This window comes from Peribacillus sp. TE19612, assembly GCF_056279465.1.
This window is the reverse complement of the sequence record NZ_JBWCCL010000008.1, coordinates 37375-51102: the sequence shown is the minus strand read 5'-3', so window position 1 is coordinate 51102 and position 13728 is coordinate 37375. Positions and strand designations below refer to the sequence as shown.

The window sequence follows — 13728 nt, the reverse complement described above, 5'->3', positions numbered from 1 at the left end:
CCTTTTATGAAAACCAGATTGGCCAACCCGGCAGTGTTCCCTTTAACACATTTACGAATAAATAATAGATGATTCCGGAAAAACCTGCGGAAATGATGAGCGATGTCACCCACTTATTCCGTTCCATCGTTTGAAAGCAAACAAACAAAAACAGAAAGGTCGTAATGACATATCCTATCGTTTCCAACGTCAAAATATAAATCAAGGTGGAGAGCAGAATGATGATAAAAGGTTTATATTGCAGTTTGTCCTTACGTGATTCCTGCCCCTTGCCCCGAAATGCCTCATAGAACAGGCGAATACTTAAAAGAGAAAGGACGAGCCCCAATACAAAAGGGAAAATGTCCGGTCCTACGGAACTTCCATAAGAAGAACTGGCCAGTTTCCTGCTCCCTATCATAAACAGCACTCCGACAGCCAGAAAGGCTGCAGAAGCAAAGCGATCAAATTTAACATCCATCACAATCCCCCATTTCAGAAAATAAGAAGAAGGTGAAAACACCCCCTTCTTCTCGATTATTTTTCCATGCCTAAAGCTTTCAATAATTGCTGCACCTGTTTCTCCTGTTCTACTAAAAACTTGCTGAATTCTTCACTATTTTTATATTCTTGTTCCCATCCCTGCACTTCCACTTCCTTTTTCCATTCAGAAGTTTCAACTAGCTTCTCAATGGTTCCGTCCCAAAAGGTTTTCGCTTCACCAGACATATTCTGAGGTCCAAAAACGCCTCTCCAAATCGTGAATTCAGCATCGACCCCTTGTTCCTTTGCCGTCGGTATGTCTTTAAGATCCCCACCTAAACGTTCATTCGAGGTTACGGCCAACACTCTAATCTTTCCTGCTTTTAAAAATTCCCTGACACTGGATGCATCCGTTCCGATCACATCCGCATTTCCGCCAAGCAATGCCGTAATCGCTTCCCCGCCACCGTCGTAAGAAACGTATTTAAGTTCGGTTGGATTCAAGCCATATTCATAGGCTGGAAGAATGGAAATCAAATGATCCATGGATCCCGGTGCAGATCCCCCTGCAAAGGTCAGCTTACGCGGATCTTTCTTCACCGCTTCCAGCACTGATTTCAAATCCTTGAATTCAGAATCCGCCTTTACCACTATCGCCCCATAATCCTTTGTCAGCTGCGCCAAAGGAGTCGTATTTTTATATCCATAAGGACTGTTGCCTTCTTTTTTAAGGTTATTGATGATGACAGGCGGTGAATTAACGAACAGCATGTCATTATTATCCGCTTGCTGTGTTGCATAATCCGCCATGAAGACAGCGCCCCCGCCGCCGGGTTTGTTTTCGACGGTCAATGGCTGGTTCACCAATTTCGTCTCACCCAAGACCTTTGTAAATGAACGGGCCGTTAAATCCCATCCCCCGCCTGCACCCGAAGGCGCAACGACCGTTATCGCTTTTTTCGGATAACCTGTATCTTCTTTCTTTTCTCCTGATGTCCCCGAACTGCTGCATGCACCTAAACTTAAAGCTAACGAACCTGCCAATAGTACCGCTGATATCTTTTTACGAGAAAACATAGTAATCCCCCTTTTGAAAGCGTTTTCTTAATTCTACAAAAATATCTTCGCTTTCAATGATTGCCCAACTAAAATGCATAAATTCCAAAACCTTCATATTGTTCATAAAGTTTTATCGCGGGAAAAGGGGAAAAGACTGCTCCTTCAGAGCAGTCCCAGTTTGCAAACAAAAGGGGTTCTATCTAAATGAAACAAAGTGATTGAGACTCCTGCAGGAAAAGCGTGTCCAAGGGAGACCCCACAGGCGTAAAGAACGCCGCGGAAAGCGCGGTTCGATTTTACAAATACTTTAAACTGCAGACAAACTTTTGAGCAGCCCTGCTAGAATAGTATTTTTGATAGATACACGACCATCGTTACCGTTATGCTGCTGAATAAAGTCGACATCAAAACCGCCTGTGCCGCATACTCCGGATGGTTGTCATATTCCAAAGCAAATAATGCGCTGTTTCTGGATGTGGGAAATGAGCTTGCGATAAACAACCCTTGGGCGACAGTCCCTTCCAAGCCCAGCATGAGAATGATCAAGAAGGCGATGGATGGTGAGAGTATTAAACGCCCCGCCAAGCTAAGGATAAGCGGAAGCGGGAAATGCGTTATTTTCAAATAGGCACTCTGTGCACCTAATGTAATCAATGCAATGGCTATGAAGGCACTCGCGATATTATCAATCGGGGTCCATAAGAACAGAGGGATTTCGAAAGAAACTGAATGTAATATTAAACCAAGCAATAAAGCATAAATGACGGGGTTCTTCAAGAACTCGCGAATGGCACCCTTTGCACTTTTTGTATGGACGGAAACAGAATTCATCAATCCATAGGTATAGGTCAACAGGTTTTGGAAAATGATCACGATGACTTGGATCGACAGGCCAAGGGGGTTTCCATTAAAAACCATCTGACTGACAGGTAACCCGAAATTGGCCGAGTTATTCAGGACTACACTATTTTTAAACGTGGCCGAAAGACTTTGATCAAACCTGGCTAGTTTCGCTACCACTGTACTCACGATGATGAGGCTTACTGCTTGAAGAGCAAGGAAGCTGAATATCTGGACAATCATCCCCCCGCCCAATTTGCTTTGATAGATATTGACAAAGCTAATGGCGGGCATGAGCAGGAAGTGATTCAATTTAGACAACGTATTCATATCCAACTTGAATTTACGATGCAGAATGGCCCCCGCCCCAATAAGGAAAAAAACTGGTACAATGACATTCAATACAATCAGAAACAGGACACTCACTTGACTTCCTCTCCATTCCTTAGGCAAATTCCTGATGATTTACATCTCCCATCTATCATAATGCCGGGATGACCATAATTAAAATACCAATAAATTATCGTTATCCATTCAAAAAAGGAATGATAAAAAAGCACAGAGGTTTCTGTGCTTCCCGTTAAATATCCCTCATGAAATCGACGCCTTTGACAAATTCGACAAACTCTTTGACCAGTTTTAATTCCAGAGACTTTTCATGATATAACATCCATGTATTCCTGATAAGGGGATTACCTTGCTTGTCCTTAAGGTCCATTTGACGGAGGTTTTGGTCTTTCTCCAATAAAACACTGGGGAGGATGCCATATCCCAGGCCATTCCTGACCATTTCCTTGCATGTATCCCCTTTGTCCACTTCCATCCCCACCAAAGGAGGTCCGGAAAAATTGTCTCTCCACCAATTATCGATCATTGTTTTCAAAAGGGCATCTGTCCCATAATCGATCCTCGGCAGGAAAGGCAGGTTCCGGACTTCAATTTCTTCCTTGGAAGCAATACAAATGGTTTCCTCAAAAAGATGATGCCTTGATCCTGACCATTGATAGTCCCCCCGAACAATCCCGACATGCACATCTTCCTTATAAATGAGGTTCAGCACTTCTTTACTCCAGCCAGTTGTCACATGGAAATCCACTTTAGGAAATCGCTCACGAAATATTTTCAGCAGGCCTGGCAACTTATGCAGCGTAATATAGTTGGAAACACCCAGCCGTAATGTTCCACTGATCTCCTGACCCATATTGAATGCTGTCTCTTTTATCTGCCGGAGCCTGATCAGCATCTCATCTGCACAGATGGCCAAATATTCACCTTGAGGGGTGAACTGCACTCCCCTAGTTCCCCGCTCCACAATCTTCAGATTGAATTCCTTCTCCATTTGTTGAATCCGTTTCGTTAAAGAAGGTTGCGAGATATATAAACTTTGCGCCGTTTTAGTAATATTCCTGTGTTCATGCAACACCTTTAAAATATGCCAATCCCTTTCGTTCATAACCCTTCCCCCGATACGAATTCCCTTGAATGTTTTATAAAAACTGTACCATAAAAGGCCTGTTGGATATATCCTTTTACAAAGACAAAAAAGCCCAGGCCAAACCGGCAGGACTTTCCGATAAGCATCCTTCCAGCGAAGGATGCTCAGTCATTCAATAGAATCCTTTCAGGACATGTGTAGATATTCAATGAATCATTGCGAATGAACCCGACCGTCGTGATTCCCAATCCTTCAGCCAACTCCAAAGCCAATTCAGTTGGAGCGGATTTCGAGAGTATCAGTTCACAGCCGATTTTCGCCACTTTCAAAAGAATTTCCGATGAAATCCGGCCGCTGAACACGATAGCCTTCCCTTCCATTGAAATGCCATTTTTCAAGCAATGGCCGTATATTTTGTCCAAGGCATTATGCCGTCCGATGTCCATCCTGCTTAATACGAGGCCATTGGCATCACATAAAGCAGCATTGTGGACTCCGCCCGTGTTCTGGAAGGTGACAGCAGAATTTTGTAAATCCTTCATCAAGCGGAAGCAGTCATCAGGAGTCAGTTTCACCGAAACATCATCCATTTTCTTGGCAGTCAATGCATCATTTACAAAGACGAAACCTTGTCTGCTCATTCCGCAGCATGATGTAATATACCGCTTATTTTGAAAGTCCTGGAAGTAGGGATTCACTTTATCCGTCTTCACATGAACAAAGCCTTCTTTTTCCTGGACCCAGATTTCTTTTATCTCATCATATTTTTTGATGATGCCTTCCGAAGCCAAATAACCAATCACCATATCCTCGATGTATTCGGGTGTACAAACCATCGTGACGAATTCCTGGCCATTTATTTTGACAGTAACGGGATGCTCCGTTACGATCGCATCTTTCGTCCGCTCGATGTTACCTTTGGTTATTCGGATGATGTCCCTCTTGATTTCAATCGCTTTCATGTTCCCACTCCTTTTACTATCCAGGAGCCAATTGACCAATATGTAAGGAACCTGGTCAATGCCCGTTGAGTTTGTCCGCTATATTCTTATCAAATACGAATACGGAAATCGCTATGTTCTCTTTGATTTTGATGTCTGAAAACAAATGGAGCAGTTTAGCTCCAACCAGATCTTCCATTCCATCAGGTGGACTCTCCGAATAAACATCCTGAACCATTTTGGTTCGAGCAGAATGGACCATATCCCTTCCTTCCTCCGATCTTGATATGAACATTTCCGTAGGAGTCAAATTTCCATATAACGTAGAAACGGCCATATTTTCCACGAAAACCGTGTGTATGCGTTCTGGTCCTTTACCGAATAGTTCCTTGCGCAGCTTACGAATCATATCATTGAATTCATGGATAACTTTTGACACCGTTGCGTCACTCCATTTCAAGAAAAATTAAGTTCTCAATTTTCTTATCATAAATCAACGCGAAGAAAAACGAAAGGGATTTGGGAATGATACCCTCTTTCCAGGATTGTTTCTTTCCATAATAAAAGGTATAATATCAATGATGAAAGTTGGGAGCATAATAGTGTACTGTTGTGTCCTATCTTTTTTAAAATTATCCATTATGGTATGGATTGGTATATTGGCAAGCTTTGCTATTAAACTATTCCACCATGACCTACATTTCCGTTCAGAGACGGAGGTGTAATCATGGTGGTTTTTTTGCGTCTTTTTGGCTATAAAAGGGGGAAATATAATGAGCGATTCAAACATCACCATCACAATCAACGGGAAGGCTTATACCGCTAATGAAGGTGCGACAATACTGGAGGTCATCAACCAAAATGAGATGGCCCATCCACAGATTTGTTATGTTCCTGAAGTGGATCCGATCCAAACATGCGACACATGCATCGTCGAAGTTAATGGGAAACTCGTCCGGTCATGTTCGACAAAAGCAGTGAGCGGCATGGATATAGCCTTGGACTCAAGCAAGGCAAAAGAAGCCCAAACCGAGGCCATGGACCGAATCCTGGAAAACCATTCTTTATACTGTACTGTATGTGATAATAATAACGGAAATTGCAAACTACATAACACGGCAGAATTAATGGAAATTGAACACCAAAAATATCCTTATACACCGAAAGTGGAATTGGGTGCCGTCGATATGTCCCATCCATTTTACCGCTATGATGCCAATCAATGCATCGCATGCGGGCAATGTGTTGAAGTGTGCCAAAACCTTCAGGTCAACGAGACGCTGTCCATCGACTGGGAAGCAGATCGCCCTCGGGTAATCTGGGATGAAGGAACGGAAATCAATAACTCATCTTGCGTAGGCTGCGGACAGTGTGTAACGATTTGTCCATGTAATGCATTAATGGAAAAATCGATGCTTGGCGAAGCAGGTTTCATGTCAGGCTTGAAAAACGATATGCTGGAACCAATGATAGACCTTGTCAAAGAAGTGGAACCTGGATACAGCGGGATTTTTGCCATTTCGGAAATTGAAGCGGCAATGCGAGAGACACGGACGAAGAAGACAAAAACGGTCTGTACGTTCTGTGGGGTAGGATGCACATTCGAAGTCTGGACAAAAGGCCGTAAAATCCTTAAAGTCCAACCTACTCATGAAGCACCCGTCAATGCGATATCCACATGTGTCAAAGGGAAATTCGGTTGGGACTTCGTAAACTCGGAAGAACGTTTGACAAAGCCCCTGATTCGGAAAAATGGAAGATTCGTTGAATCAAGCTGGGATGAAGCACTTGATTTGGTTGCGTCCAGACTGGGTTCGATCAAACAGCAATACGGCGGAAATTCAGTAGGCTTCATTTCCTCATCCAAGATCACGAATGAAGAAAACTATGTCATTCAAAAACTGGCACGGCAAATGTTCGAAACGAATAACGTCGACAACTGCTCGCGTTACTGTCAATCCCCGGCAACAGACGGACTGTTCCGTACAGTCGGCATGGGCGGAGATGCTGGTACGATCAAGGATATCGCCGCAGCAGGACTTGTCATCATCGTTGGGGCCAACCCGGCAGAAGGGCATCCCGTACTGGCGACACGCGTTAAACGGGCACACAAGCTTCACGGACAAAAACTGATTGTAGCTGACATCCGCAAAAACGAAATGGCCGAACGTTCCGACATCCATATCAGCCCAAAACAAGGAACGGACCAAGTCTGGTTGATGGCGGTTACAAAATATTTGATCGATCAAGGCTGGCATGATCAAGAATTCATCAATGAAAATGTTAACTTCTTTGACGATTATAAAGAAGTACTTGAGAAATATACCCTGGAATATGCAGAAACACACACAGGCATTTCCAGAGAAACATTGATCCAAATAGCTGAGGCCATTCGCGATGCAGACGGAACATGCATTCTTTGGGGAATGGGGGTTACACAAAACACCGGTGCTTCCGATACTTCGGCGGCAATTTCCAACCTGCTATTGGCTACGGGTAACTACCGTCGTCCAGGAGCGGGAGCCTATCCGCTTCGCGGCCATAACAATGTACAGGGCGCTTGCGATATGGGTACACTTCCAACATGGCTTCCGGGATATCAGCATGTTACCGATGACGTGGCACGTGCTAAATTCGAAAAAGCTTATGGTGTGAAAATCGATGGCCAACCAGGCTTGAACAATATTGAAATGCTTAAAGCGATAGAAAAAGGCGACATGAAGGCGATGTATCTTGTAGGTGAAGATATGGCACTTGTTGATGCGGATGCCAACCATGTTGATAAAGTGTTATCCGGATTGGACTTCTTTGTTGTCCAGGATATTTTCCTTTCAAGGACAGCCCAATATGCTGACGTGGTATTGCCCGGAGCTCCATCTCTTGAAAAAGACGGAACGTTCACCAATACGGAGCGCCGTGTACAGCGATTATATAAAGCCCTTCCCACTATGGGAGATTCTAAGGCGGACTGGGAAATCACCCAAGAAATCGCCAACCGCTTAGGTGCGAATTGGAACTACTCTCACCCTAGTGAAATCTATGACGAAATGGCAAGCCTGTCACCGATATTCAGCCAAGCCAATTACGAGGTGCTGGAAGGATGGAACAGCTTCCTCTGGGGGAGCCATGATGGATCAAGCACGCCCCTTCTTTATGTAGATGGCTTCAACTTCCCTGATAAAAAAGCGCGCTTTGCACTGGCTGACTGGGTGGAACCTCATAAATTCCCGGAAGAATATGACCTTCATATCAATAATGGACGCATGCTGGAGCATTTCCATGAAGGCAATATGACGAACAAATCCAATGGAATCCAATCGAAGGTACCTGATATTTTCGTCGAGGTTTCACCAGAACTTGCCAAAGAACGCAAAGTCAGTGATGGCGGACTCGTTCGCTTAGTGTCTCCATTCGGGGCCGTTAAGTTAAAAGCATTGATCACAGACCGTGTTAAAAATAATGAGCTATTTTTACCGATGAACTCCGTCGATAAAGACTCTGCCATTAACTTCCTGACCGGTCCCATCTATGATCGCCGCACAAGCACGCCTGCTTACAAACAGACGATGGTCCGCATGGAAGTATTAAACGCAAGCGGAGACATTCCATTACCGGGTACCAATCCACGGAACAAAAAACGTCATCCTCAAAATGGTGTCGAGGTTGAACGTAAGTGGGCCCGTCCAGGGTATGTTCACTTAACGGATAAATAAAAGGAAGGTGAAGATCATGGCAGCTCCTATAACGGAAATCCATAATCCCATTACTGAGGAAGAAATAAAGCTACAAAAACTGGAAGAACTGAAAATGCTGGTCACCGATAATGAAGATGCCTTGAACAATATGTTTAAAATCGTCAATGAACTGAATGACTCGGGAGTATTCGAAGCCGCGACCTCCATGCTTCAAGGAAAAGAACAAATTGCGAAAATCGCACTTCAACAAATCACAAGGCAACCTGTCACAAACCTGATCAATACCCTTATGGGGGCAACAGGAGCCTTGATGAACGCCGATGCCGCACAATCCACGAAACTGCTGAACAGTGCACTTGCAGGAATCGATGAAGGAAACAAATTCCTTCAGGCCGATAAGAAGATCGGCGTTCTGGAATTAATGAAAACATTGAATGATCCAGACATAAACCGGGCAATCGGCTTTGGCGTTCACTTCCTCAAGGGAATGGGCAAGGAATTAAAAGAATAGAGACGGAACAAAGACTCAAGAGAAGCTTCTTTTGAGTCTTTGTTTTATCATAGGGCTTAGTTGCTGCAAAACTGCTGAAAGTGCAGCGTTAGAGTGGAGGATTTAATCAATCTGGAAGAAATTATTAAGCGCAAAAGAATTACATCTTGTCTCAGAAAAAATCTCCAAAATGTTGATGTGAATATAAAGAAATGAGTTAAAGTCACTCATCAAAATTCAGTCTGTACACCCTCCCCTTATTCACACCGCTGCTTGTCAGATTCAATGATTGCAAAATCCGTGTTGCACTGGATGAAGAGGAAATGCATAAAAAATCCCTCAACTGCTGATTCGTTATAGTCGAGCCTAATAGATAAAAATAATCTCGTAAAGCCGGGATATGTGCTTTTTTACTGGAGAGTTGGCATTGATTGCAAAGCCATGTGCCATGCCTTCTAAATAATTTATTGCCCTTACAATTCTCACAAATCACTCCTTTAATTAGGTCCTTTTCGGCAAGATTGTATCGTTCCAGAATGGAAAAGTCCGCATCGATGTGGTGTTTATTCATTACGCGAATTGCTTTCTTCAAATCTTTCTCACTAAAACTGGATTCTGTTATGGAATGCTCCATTTGATTAATTTTAGTGGGAAGTGCATCGCGATGGATAACTTTATAGTGGAGTTCATGGTTTTCAAGAGCTGTACGGATGATTGTTTGGGGATTACTGATGACAATCAATGAAAGGATGGGCAGTGAGGGAAAACCGTTTTTCAAGAACCAATTGGTCAATTGTGATTCCTGGCGGCTGACTTGTATGATGGGATCTGGAAAGGCCGTTTCTTTTCCTTCTATCGTTCGAATGAGCTGATTGAAATGCTGATCAAAATAGATCGACCCTGCAATGTTCTTCACTTCAATGATAAGCGCATATTTCTTGGAGATTAATAAGGTATCCAGTTGAAAAAATCGGGATTGATCCTGAAGCCTTAAATCGTGGAAGATGAAATAGCTTTTCGGTTCAAGAAAGCTTAATGGAAAATCAATGGAACATTCCCCTTTATAGCCCGCTTCCCTTTTTTTGAGATCGTTCATGATTAAGGGAACTTTAGGGTGATTCGGAGGAAGCCTGCACGCTAATGCACGTAATTTGCGGACGGCAAGAGGAACTTTTCGCTTTTTTACAATCAATTTCATCGCTCCAATCCTATTTTCTTCAAAAAGATTCTACAGCAAATGATGGAAATTGTACAGTTTATCTGCGAAATCGGGAATATATCTTCGAAATTGGAGATATATCAACGAAAAATCCTGATATATCTGCGAATTATACGATTTATCGATTTTTCGACAAAAACGACGAAAAAAAACCAAATAAAAAACCACCAATATATGTATTGGTGGAGACGGTGGGAGTCGAACCCACGTCCAGACATAACGGCACTTAAGCTTCTACGAGTGTAGTCGATATATTCGCATTTCGCGAACTCATTAGCCTATCGACAGGCGGCAGAGCAGCTAGTCTGATTGGTCTCTTCCTTCATCCTCAGACGGTGGATTCCGGCGTATCCCACTTAGAGTGAGTCCCTTACCCTACCACGTGGGCCATGGAGGGAGGAACAGCTATCGACTGTTATTAAGCAGCGAAAGCTAGGTTGTTGTTTTGTTTGCCAGTTATAGGCGTTGACGTTTTAACGAGGCCGATCCCCTCGACTCGCAACTTAAGCTCGAACTATCCCTGTCGAATCCGTAACGTCCCCATGATATAAATGGAGCGTACGAGAGAAGAATAGTCAGCAAGTTGGCTGATATTCAATTGTCATCGGTACAGGATTAATTATAACAGATTGGTTCAAAAAATCAATTGTAAGGTCTTGGCAGTTCTACATCTTCTGACGTTCACGGAAAGCACGTTCAATATCACGCTTCGCTTCCTTCTTCTTCAGGTCATCACGCTTGTCATATTGTTTCTTCCCTTTACCCAGTCCGATTAAAACTTTGGCAAAGCCATTCTTTAAATACATTTTCAACGGGACAATGGTGTAACCTGTTTCCTTTGTCACACCGATCAGTTTACTGATTTCTTTTTTATGCAAAAGAAGTTTCCGTGTCCGCAACGGGTCATGGTTAAACTGGTTTCCCTGCTCATAAGGGCTGACGTGCATATTATGAAGATAAATTTCGCCATTTTCTATTTTAGCGAAGGCATCCTTCAAATTCACTCGGGCCGCACGGATTGCTTTGATTTCGGTCCCTTTTAAAACGATTCCCGCTTCAAACGTTTGTTCAATAAAGAAATCATGATATGCTTTTTTATTTTGTGCTAGTTGTTTACCTGAGCCTTTTGGCATCTAACTCTCCCCTTTTTACATCCAATCGCGGCAAGAGGATGAAAGAATCATCCCCCCGCCTCAATCTTTATCTCTTTTTAGGTTTTCTCTTGCGCTTGGCAGCTGGCGCATTTTCAAAGAATTTTTTCTTCTTTTTCGGTTTTCTCCCAGTAGAAGGCGAATCTCCATTACGGCCGCCGCCTTTTCCTTCATTACGTCCTCCATTGCCGCCTCGGCCGCGTTTGCGTTCACCTGAATTGGCTTTGAATATTTTCTTCTCGCCGGATGGACGCGGACGGCTTACCTTCATGCCGATAATTTCAAAATCGATGGCGCGTTCCTCTTTATTGACGTTGGAAACACGAACGTCGATTTCATCGCCAATCCGGAACACATTACCGGTACGTTCCCCGATCATTGCTAGCTGACGCTCATCGAAGCGATAATAATCATCCGTCATGAAGCTGACATGGACAAGTCCTTCAATCGTGTTCGGCAACTCGACGAACATCCCGAAATTCGTGACTGAACCAATGATCCCGGTATATTCTTCGCCGATTTTATCCAGCATGTATTCCGCTTTTTTCAGATCATCCGTTTCCCGCTCGGCATCGACTGAGCGACGTTCACGTTTCGATGTATGATCGGCAATCTCAGGTAAATTGGCATTCCATTTCTCCTTCGTAGCTTCATCCATTTTACCTTCCACCAAGTAGGTCCTGATCAACCTGTGCACAATCAAATCCGGGTAACGGCGAATCGGCGATGTGAAATGTGTATAAAACTCAGCAGATAAACCAAAGTGGCCTAAGCTCTCCGGATCATATTTCGCCTGTTGCATGGAACGAAGCATGACGGTGGATATGACCGTTTCTTCCGGTTTACCGGCAACCGCCTCAATGATTTCCTGTAACGCCTTAGGATGGACGTCATTGGCCGATCCCCTTACAATGTATCCGAAGTTCGTAATGAATTCAAAGAAACGCTGCAGTTTTTCCGGCTTGGGATCTTCATGAATACGATAAATGAACGGCACGTCAAGACGGTGGAAATGCTCAGCAACGGTTTCATTAGCTGCAAGCATGAACTCTTCAATCAGCTTTTCCGCAACCGACCTTTCACGTAAAACCACATCAGTCGGATGGCCCTCTTCATCAACGATTACTCTCGCTTCATTGAAATCAAAGTCGATCGCACCGCGGTTCATCCGGTTCTTGCGAAGGATGGCCGCTAGCTTTTCCATGTCCTGGAACATCGGCACCAACGCTTCATAGCGTTCAAGCTGTTCTTCATCTTTATCGACAAGGATTTTGTTCACATTGCCATATGTCATACGTTCCGTCGTTTTAATAACACTTTCAAAAATATCATGGTTGACGACTTTGCCATCCGGCGTGATTTCCATTTCACATGAGAGTGTAAAACGATCGACTTGTGGGTTCAAGGAACAAATGCCATTTGATAAACGATGCGGGATCATCGGGATGACCCTGTCCACCAAATACACGCTCGTCCCTCTTTCCAGGGCTTCCTTATCGATTGGAGAGCCTTCCTTCACGTAATGACTGACATCAGCAATATGAACGCCCAGCTTGTAATTGCCATTTTCAAGCTTGGAAACAGTGACGGCATCATCCAGATCCTTTGCATCCGCTCCATCAATCGTGACCAAAACATCATTACGCAAGTCCCTGCGGTTGCCAATTTCACTTTCCTGAATGGTATCGGAAACGGCATTGGCTTGCTCCATGACGTCATCCGGGAACTCCATCGGCAAACCATACTTATGGATCACGGAAAGAATATCCACACCAGGATCATTTTTATGGCCAAGAATCTCAATGACTTCACCTTCGGCACTTATGCGTCCTTCAGGATAAGATGTAAGCTTGACGACAACCTTATGTCCCTCTACCGCTCCATGTGAAGCATGCTGTGGAATGAAGATATCGTTTGCGATCTTTTTATCATCAGGGATGACGAAACCAAAACTTTTACTTTCGGAGTATGTACCGACCACTTGTGTAATTCCGCGTTCAAGTATTCTGATGACCGTGCCTTCTTGCCTTGAGCCCGATGTTTCCGAAGATACCCGTACCATGACGACATCTCCATGCATCGCTGTGCCCGTTTCATTTGGCGGAATGAAAATATCATCCATTCCCGGGTTGTCTTCAGGTGTGACAAAGGCGAATCCCTTAGCGTGTCCTGTTAATTTACCGCGGAACAAATTCATTTTTTGCGGCAGGCCGTAACGATTGCTCCTCGTTCTGACCACCAATCCCTTTTCTTCCATCTTTACTAAAGCCTTAACGAAATTCTTGAAATCTGCCGAGTCTTCGATTTTCAAAGCCTCTTCCAGTTCTTGTACCGTTAACGGCTTATACGCTTCATCCGTCATATATGTCAGAAGCTTATTAATATGTTCTTGAATATTATCTTCCATGAAAACCCTCCTATTCAGGGTATATTTTT

The 13728-nt window shown here is 43.7% G+C and carries 11 protein-coding genes and 1 other RNA gene; 2 read left to right on the top strand and 10 right to left on the bottom strand.

Annotation, left to right across the window (positions count from 1 at the left end; genetic code table 11):
* Positions 1-4 precede the first annotated feature (4 nt).
* The 6 genes from ACZ9AO_RS15165 to ACZ9AO_RS15140 form a co-directional block, all read right to left on the bottom strand.
* Positions 5-460, bottom strand: coding sequence for a tripartite tricarboxylate transporter TctB family protein (locus tag ACZ9AO_RS15165; protein ID WP_054398749.1), 456 nt, complete (start codon positions 458-460; stop codon positions 5-7).
* A 56-nt stretch (positions 461-516) separates the two neighbouring features.
* The gene (locus ACZ9AO_RS15160) at positions 517-1539 is read right to left on the bottom strand and encodes a tripartite tricarboxylate transporter substrate binding protein (RefSeq protein WP_034310025.1); all 1023 of its coding nucleotides are present in this window, start codon (positions 1537-1539) and stop codon (positions 517-519) included.
* 321 nt (positions 1540-1860) lie between these two features.
* Complete coding sequence (locus ACZ9AO_RS15155; RefSeq protein WP_034310023.1) at positions 1861-2787, bottom strand: AEC family transporter; 927 nt, start codon at positions 2785-2787, stop codon at positions 1861-1863.
* Positions 2788-2941: 154 nt separating this feature from the next.
* Positions 2942-3814: a LysR family transcriptional regulator gene (locus tag ACZ9AO_RS15150; RefSeq protein WP_476109376.1), complete on the bottom strand. Its 873-nt coding sequence runs from the start codon at positions 3812-3814 to the stop codon at positions 2942-2944.
* A gap of 146 nt (positions 3815-3960) precedes the next feature.
* A complete protein-coding gene (gene fdhD / locus ACZ9AO_RS15145) occupies positions 3961-4758 on the bottom strand; it encodes a formate dehydrogenase accessory sulfurtransferase FdhD (protein WP_289351310.1) in 798 nt (265 codons plus the stop codon).
* Between the two features lie 55 nt (positions 4759-4813).
* On the bottom strand, positions 4814-5176 hold the full coding sequence (locus ACZ9AO_RS15140; RefSeq protein ID WP_048688083.1) for a Na-translocating system protein MpsC family protein: 363 nt from the start codon (positions 5174-5176) through the stop codon (positions 4814-4816).
* A gap of 334 nt (positions 5177-5510) precedes the next feature.
* Between ACZ9AO_RS15140 and fdhF the strand changes: the two genes are divergently transcribed.
* Both fdhF and ACZ9AO_RS15130 read left to right on the top strand, forming a co-directional pair.
* The gene (gene fdhF / locus ACZ9AO_RS15135; protein WP_251540484.1) at positions 5511-8450 is read left to right on the top strand and encodes a formate dehydrogenase subunit alpha; all 2940 of its coding nucleotides are present in this window, start codon (positions 5511-5513) and stop codon (positions 8448-8450) included.
* Between the two features lie 16 nt (positions 8451-8466).
* On the top strand, positions 8467-8943 hold the full coding sequence (locus ACZ9AO_RS15130; protein ID WP_251540485.1) for a helical membrane plugin domain-containing protein: 477 nt from the start codon (positions 8467-8469) through the stop codon (positions 8941-8943).
* 202 nt (positions 8944-9145) lie between these two features.
* Here ACZ9AO_RS15130 and ACZ9AO_RS15125 read toward each other — a convergent pair whose 3' ends face one another.
* From ACZ9AO_RS15125 to rnr, 4 genes are all read right to left on the bottom strand, one after another.
* Entirely contained in the window at positions 9146-10120 is a 975-nt protein-coding gene (locus ACZ9AO_RS15125) for a nuclease-related domain-containing protein (RefSeq protein WP_476109375.1), read from the bottom strand.
* 201 nt (positions 10121-10321) lie between these two features.
* Positions 10322-10683: a transfer-messenger RNA gene (gene ssrA, locus ACZ9AO_RS15120) on the bottom strand.
* Positions 10684-10806: 123 nt separating this feature from the next.
* On the bottom strand, positions 10807-11274 hold the full coding sequence (smpB, locus tag ACZ9AO_RS15115; protein WP_048688075.1) for an SsrA-binding protein SmpB: 468 nt from the start codon (positions 11272-11274) through the stop codon (positions 10807-10809).
* A gap of 67 nt (positions 11275-11341) precedes the next feature.
* Complete coding sequence (rnr, locus tag ACZ9AO_RS15110) at positions 11342-13699, bottom strand: ribonuclease R (protein WP_048688073.1); 2358 nt, start codon at positions 13697-13699, stop codon at positions 11342-11344.
* Between the last annotated feature and the right edge of the window lie 29 nt (positions 13700-13728).

What these genes read in the sequence shown, in the direction of transcription:
- ACZ9AO_RS15165 (WP_054398749.1), bottom strand. Translation starts at nt 460, where the DNA reads ATGGATGTTAAATTTGATCGCTTTGCTTCTGCAGCCTTTCTGGCTGTC.
- ACZ9AO_RS15160 (WP_034310025.1), bottom strand. Translation starts at nt 1,539, where the DNA reads ATGTTTTCTCGTAAAAAGATATCAGCGGTACTATTGGCAGGTTCGTTA.
- ACZ9AO_RS15150 (WP_476109376.1), bottom strand. Translation starts at nt 3,814, where the DNA reads ATGAACGAAAGGGATTGGCATATTTTAAAGGTGTTGCATGAACACAGG.
- fdhD (WP_289351310.1), bottom strand. Translation starts at nt 4,758, where the DNA reads ATGAAAGCGATTGAAATCAAGAGGGACATCATCCGAATAACCAAAGGT.
- fdhF (WP_251540484.1), top strand. Translation starts at nt 5,511, where the DNA reads ATGAGCGATTCAAACATCACCATCACAATCAACGGGAAGGCTTATACC.
- ACZ9AO_RS15130 (WP_251540485.1), top strand. Translation starts at nt 8,467, where the DNA reads ATGGCAGCTCCTATAACGGAAATCCATAATCCCATTACTGAGGAAGAA.
- ACZ9AO_RS15125 (WP_476109375.1), bottom strand. Translation starts at nt 10,120, where the DNA reads ATGAAATTGATTGTAAAAAAGCGAAAAGTTCCTCTTGCCGTCCGCAAA.
- smpB (WP_048688075.1), bottom strand. Translation starts at nt 11,274, where the DNA reads ATGCCAAAAGGCTCAGGTAAACAACTAGCACAAAATAAAAAAGCATAT.
- rnr (WP_048688073.1), bottom strand. Translation starts at nt 13,699, where the DNA reads ATGGAAGATAATATTCAAGAACATATTAATAAGCTTCTGACATATATG.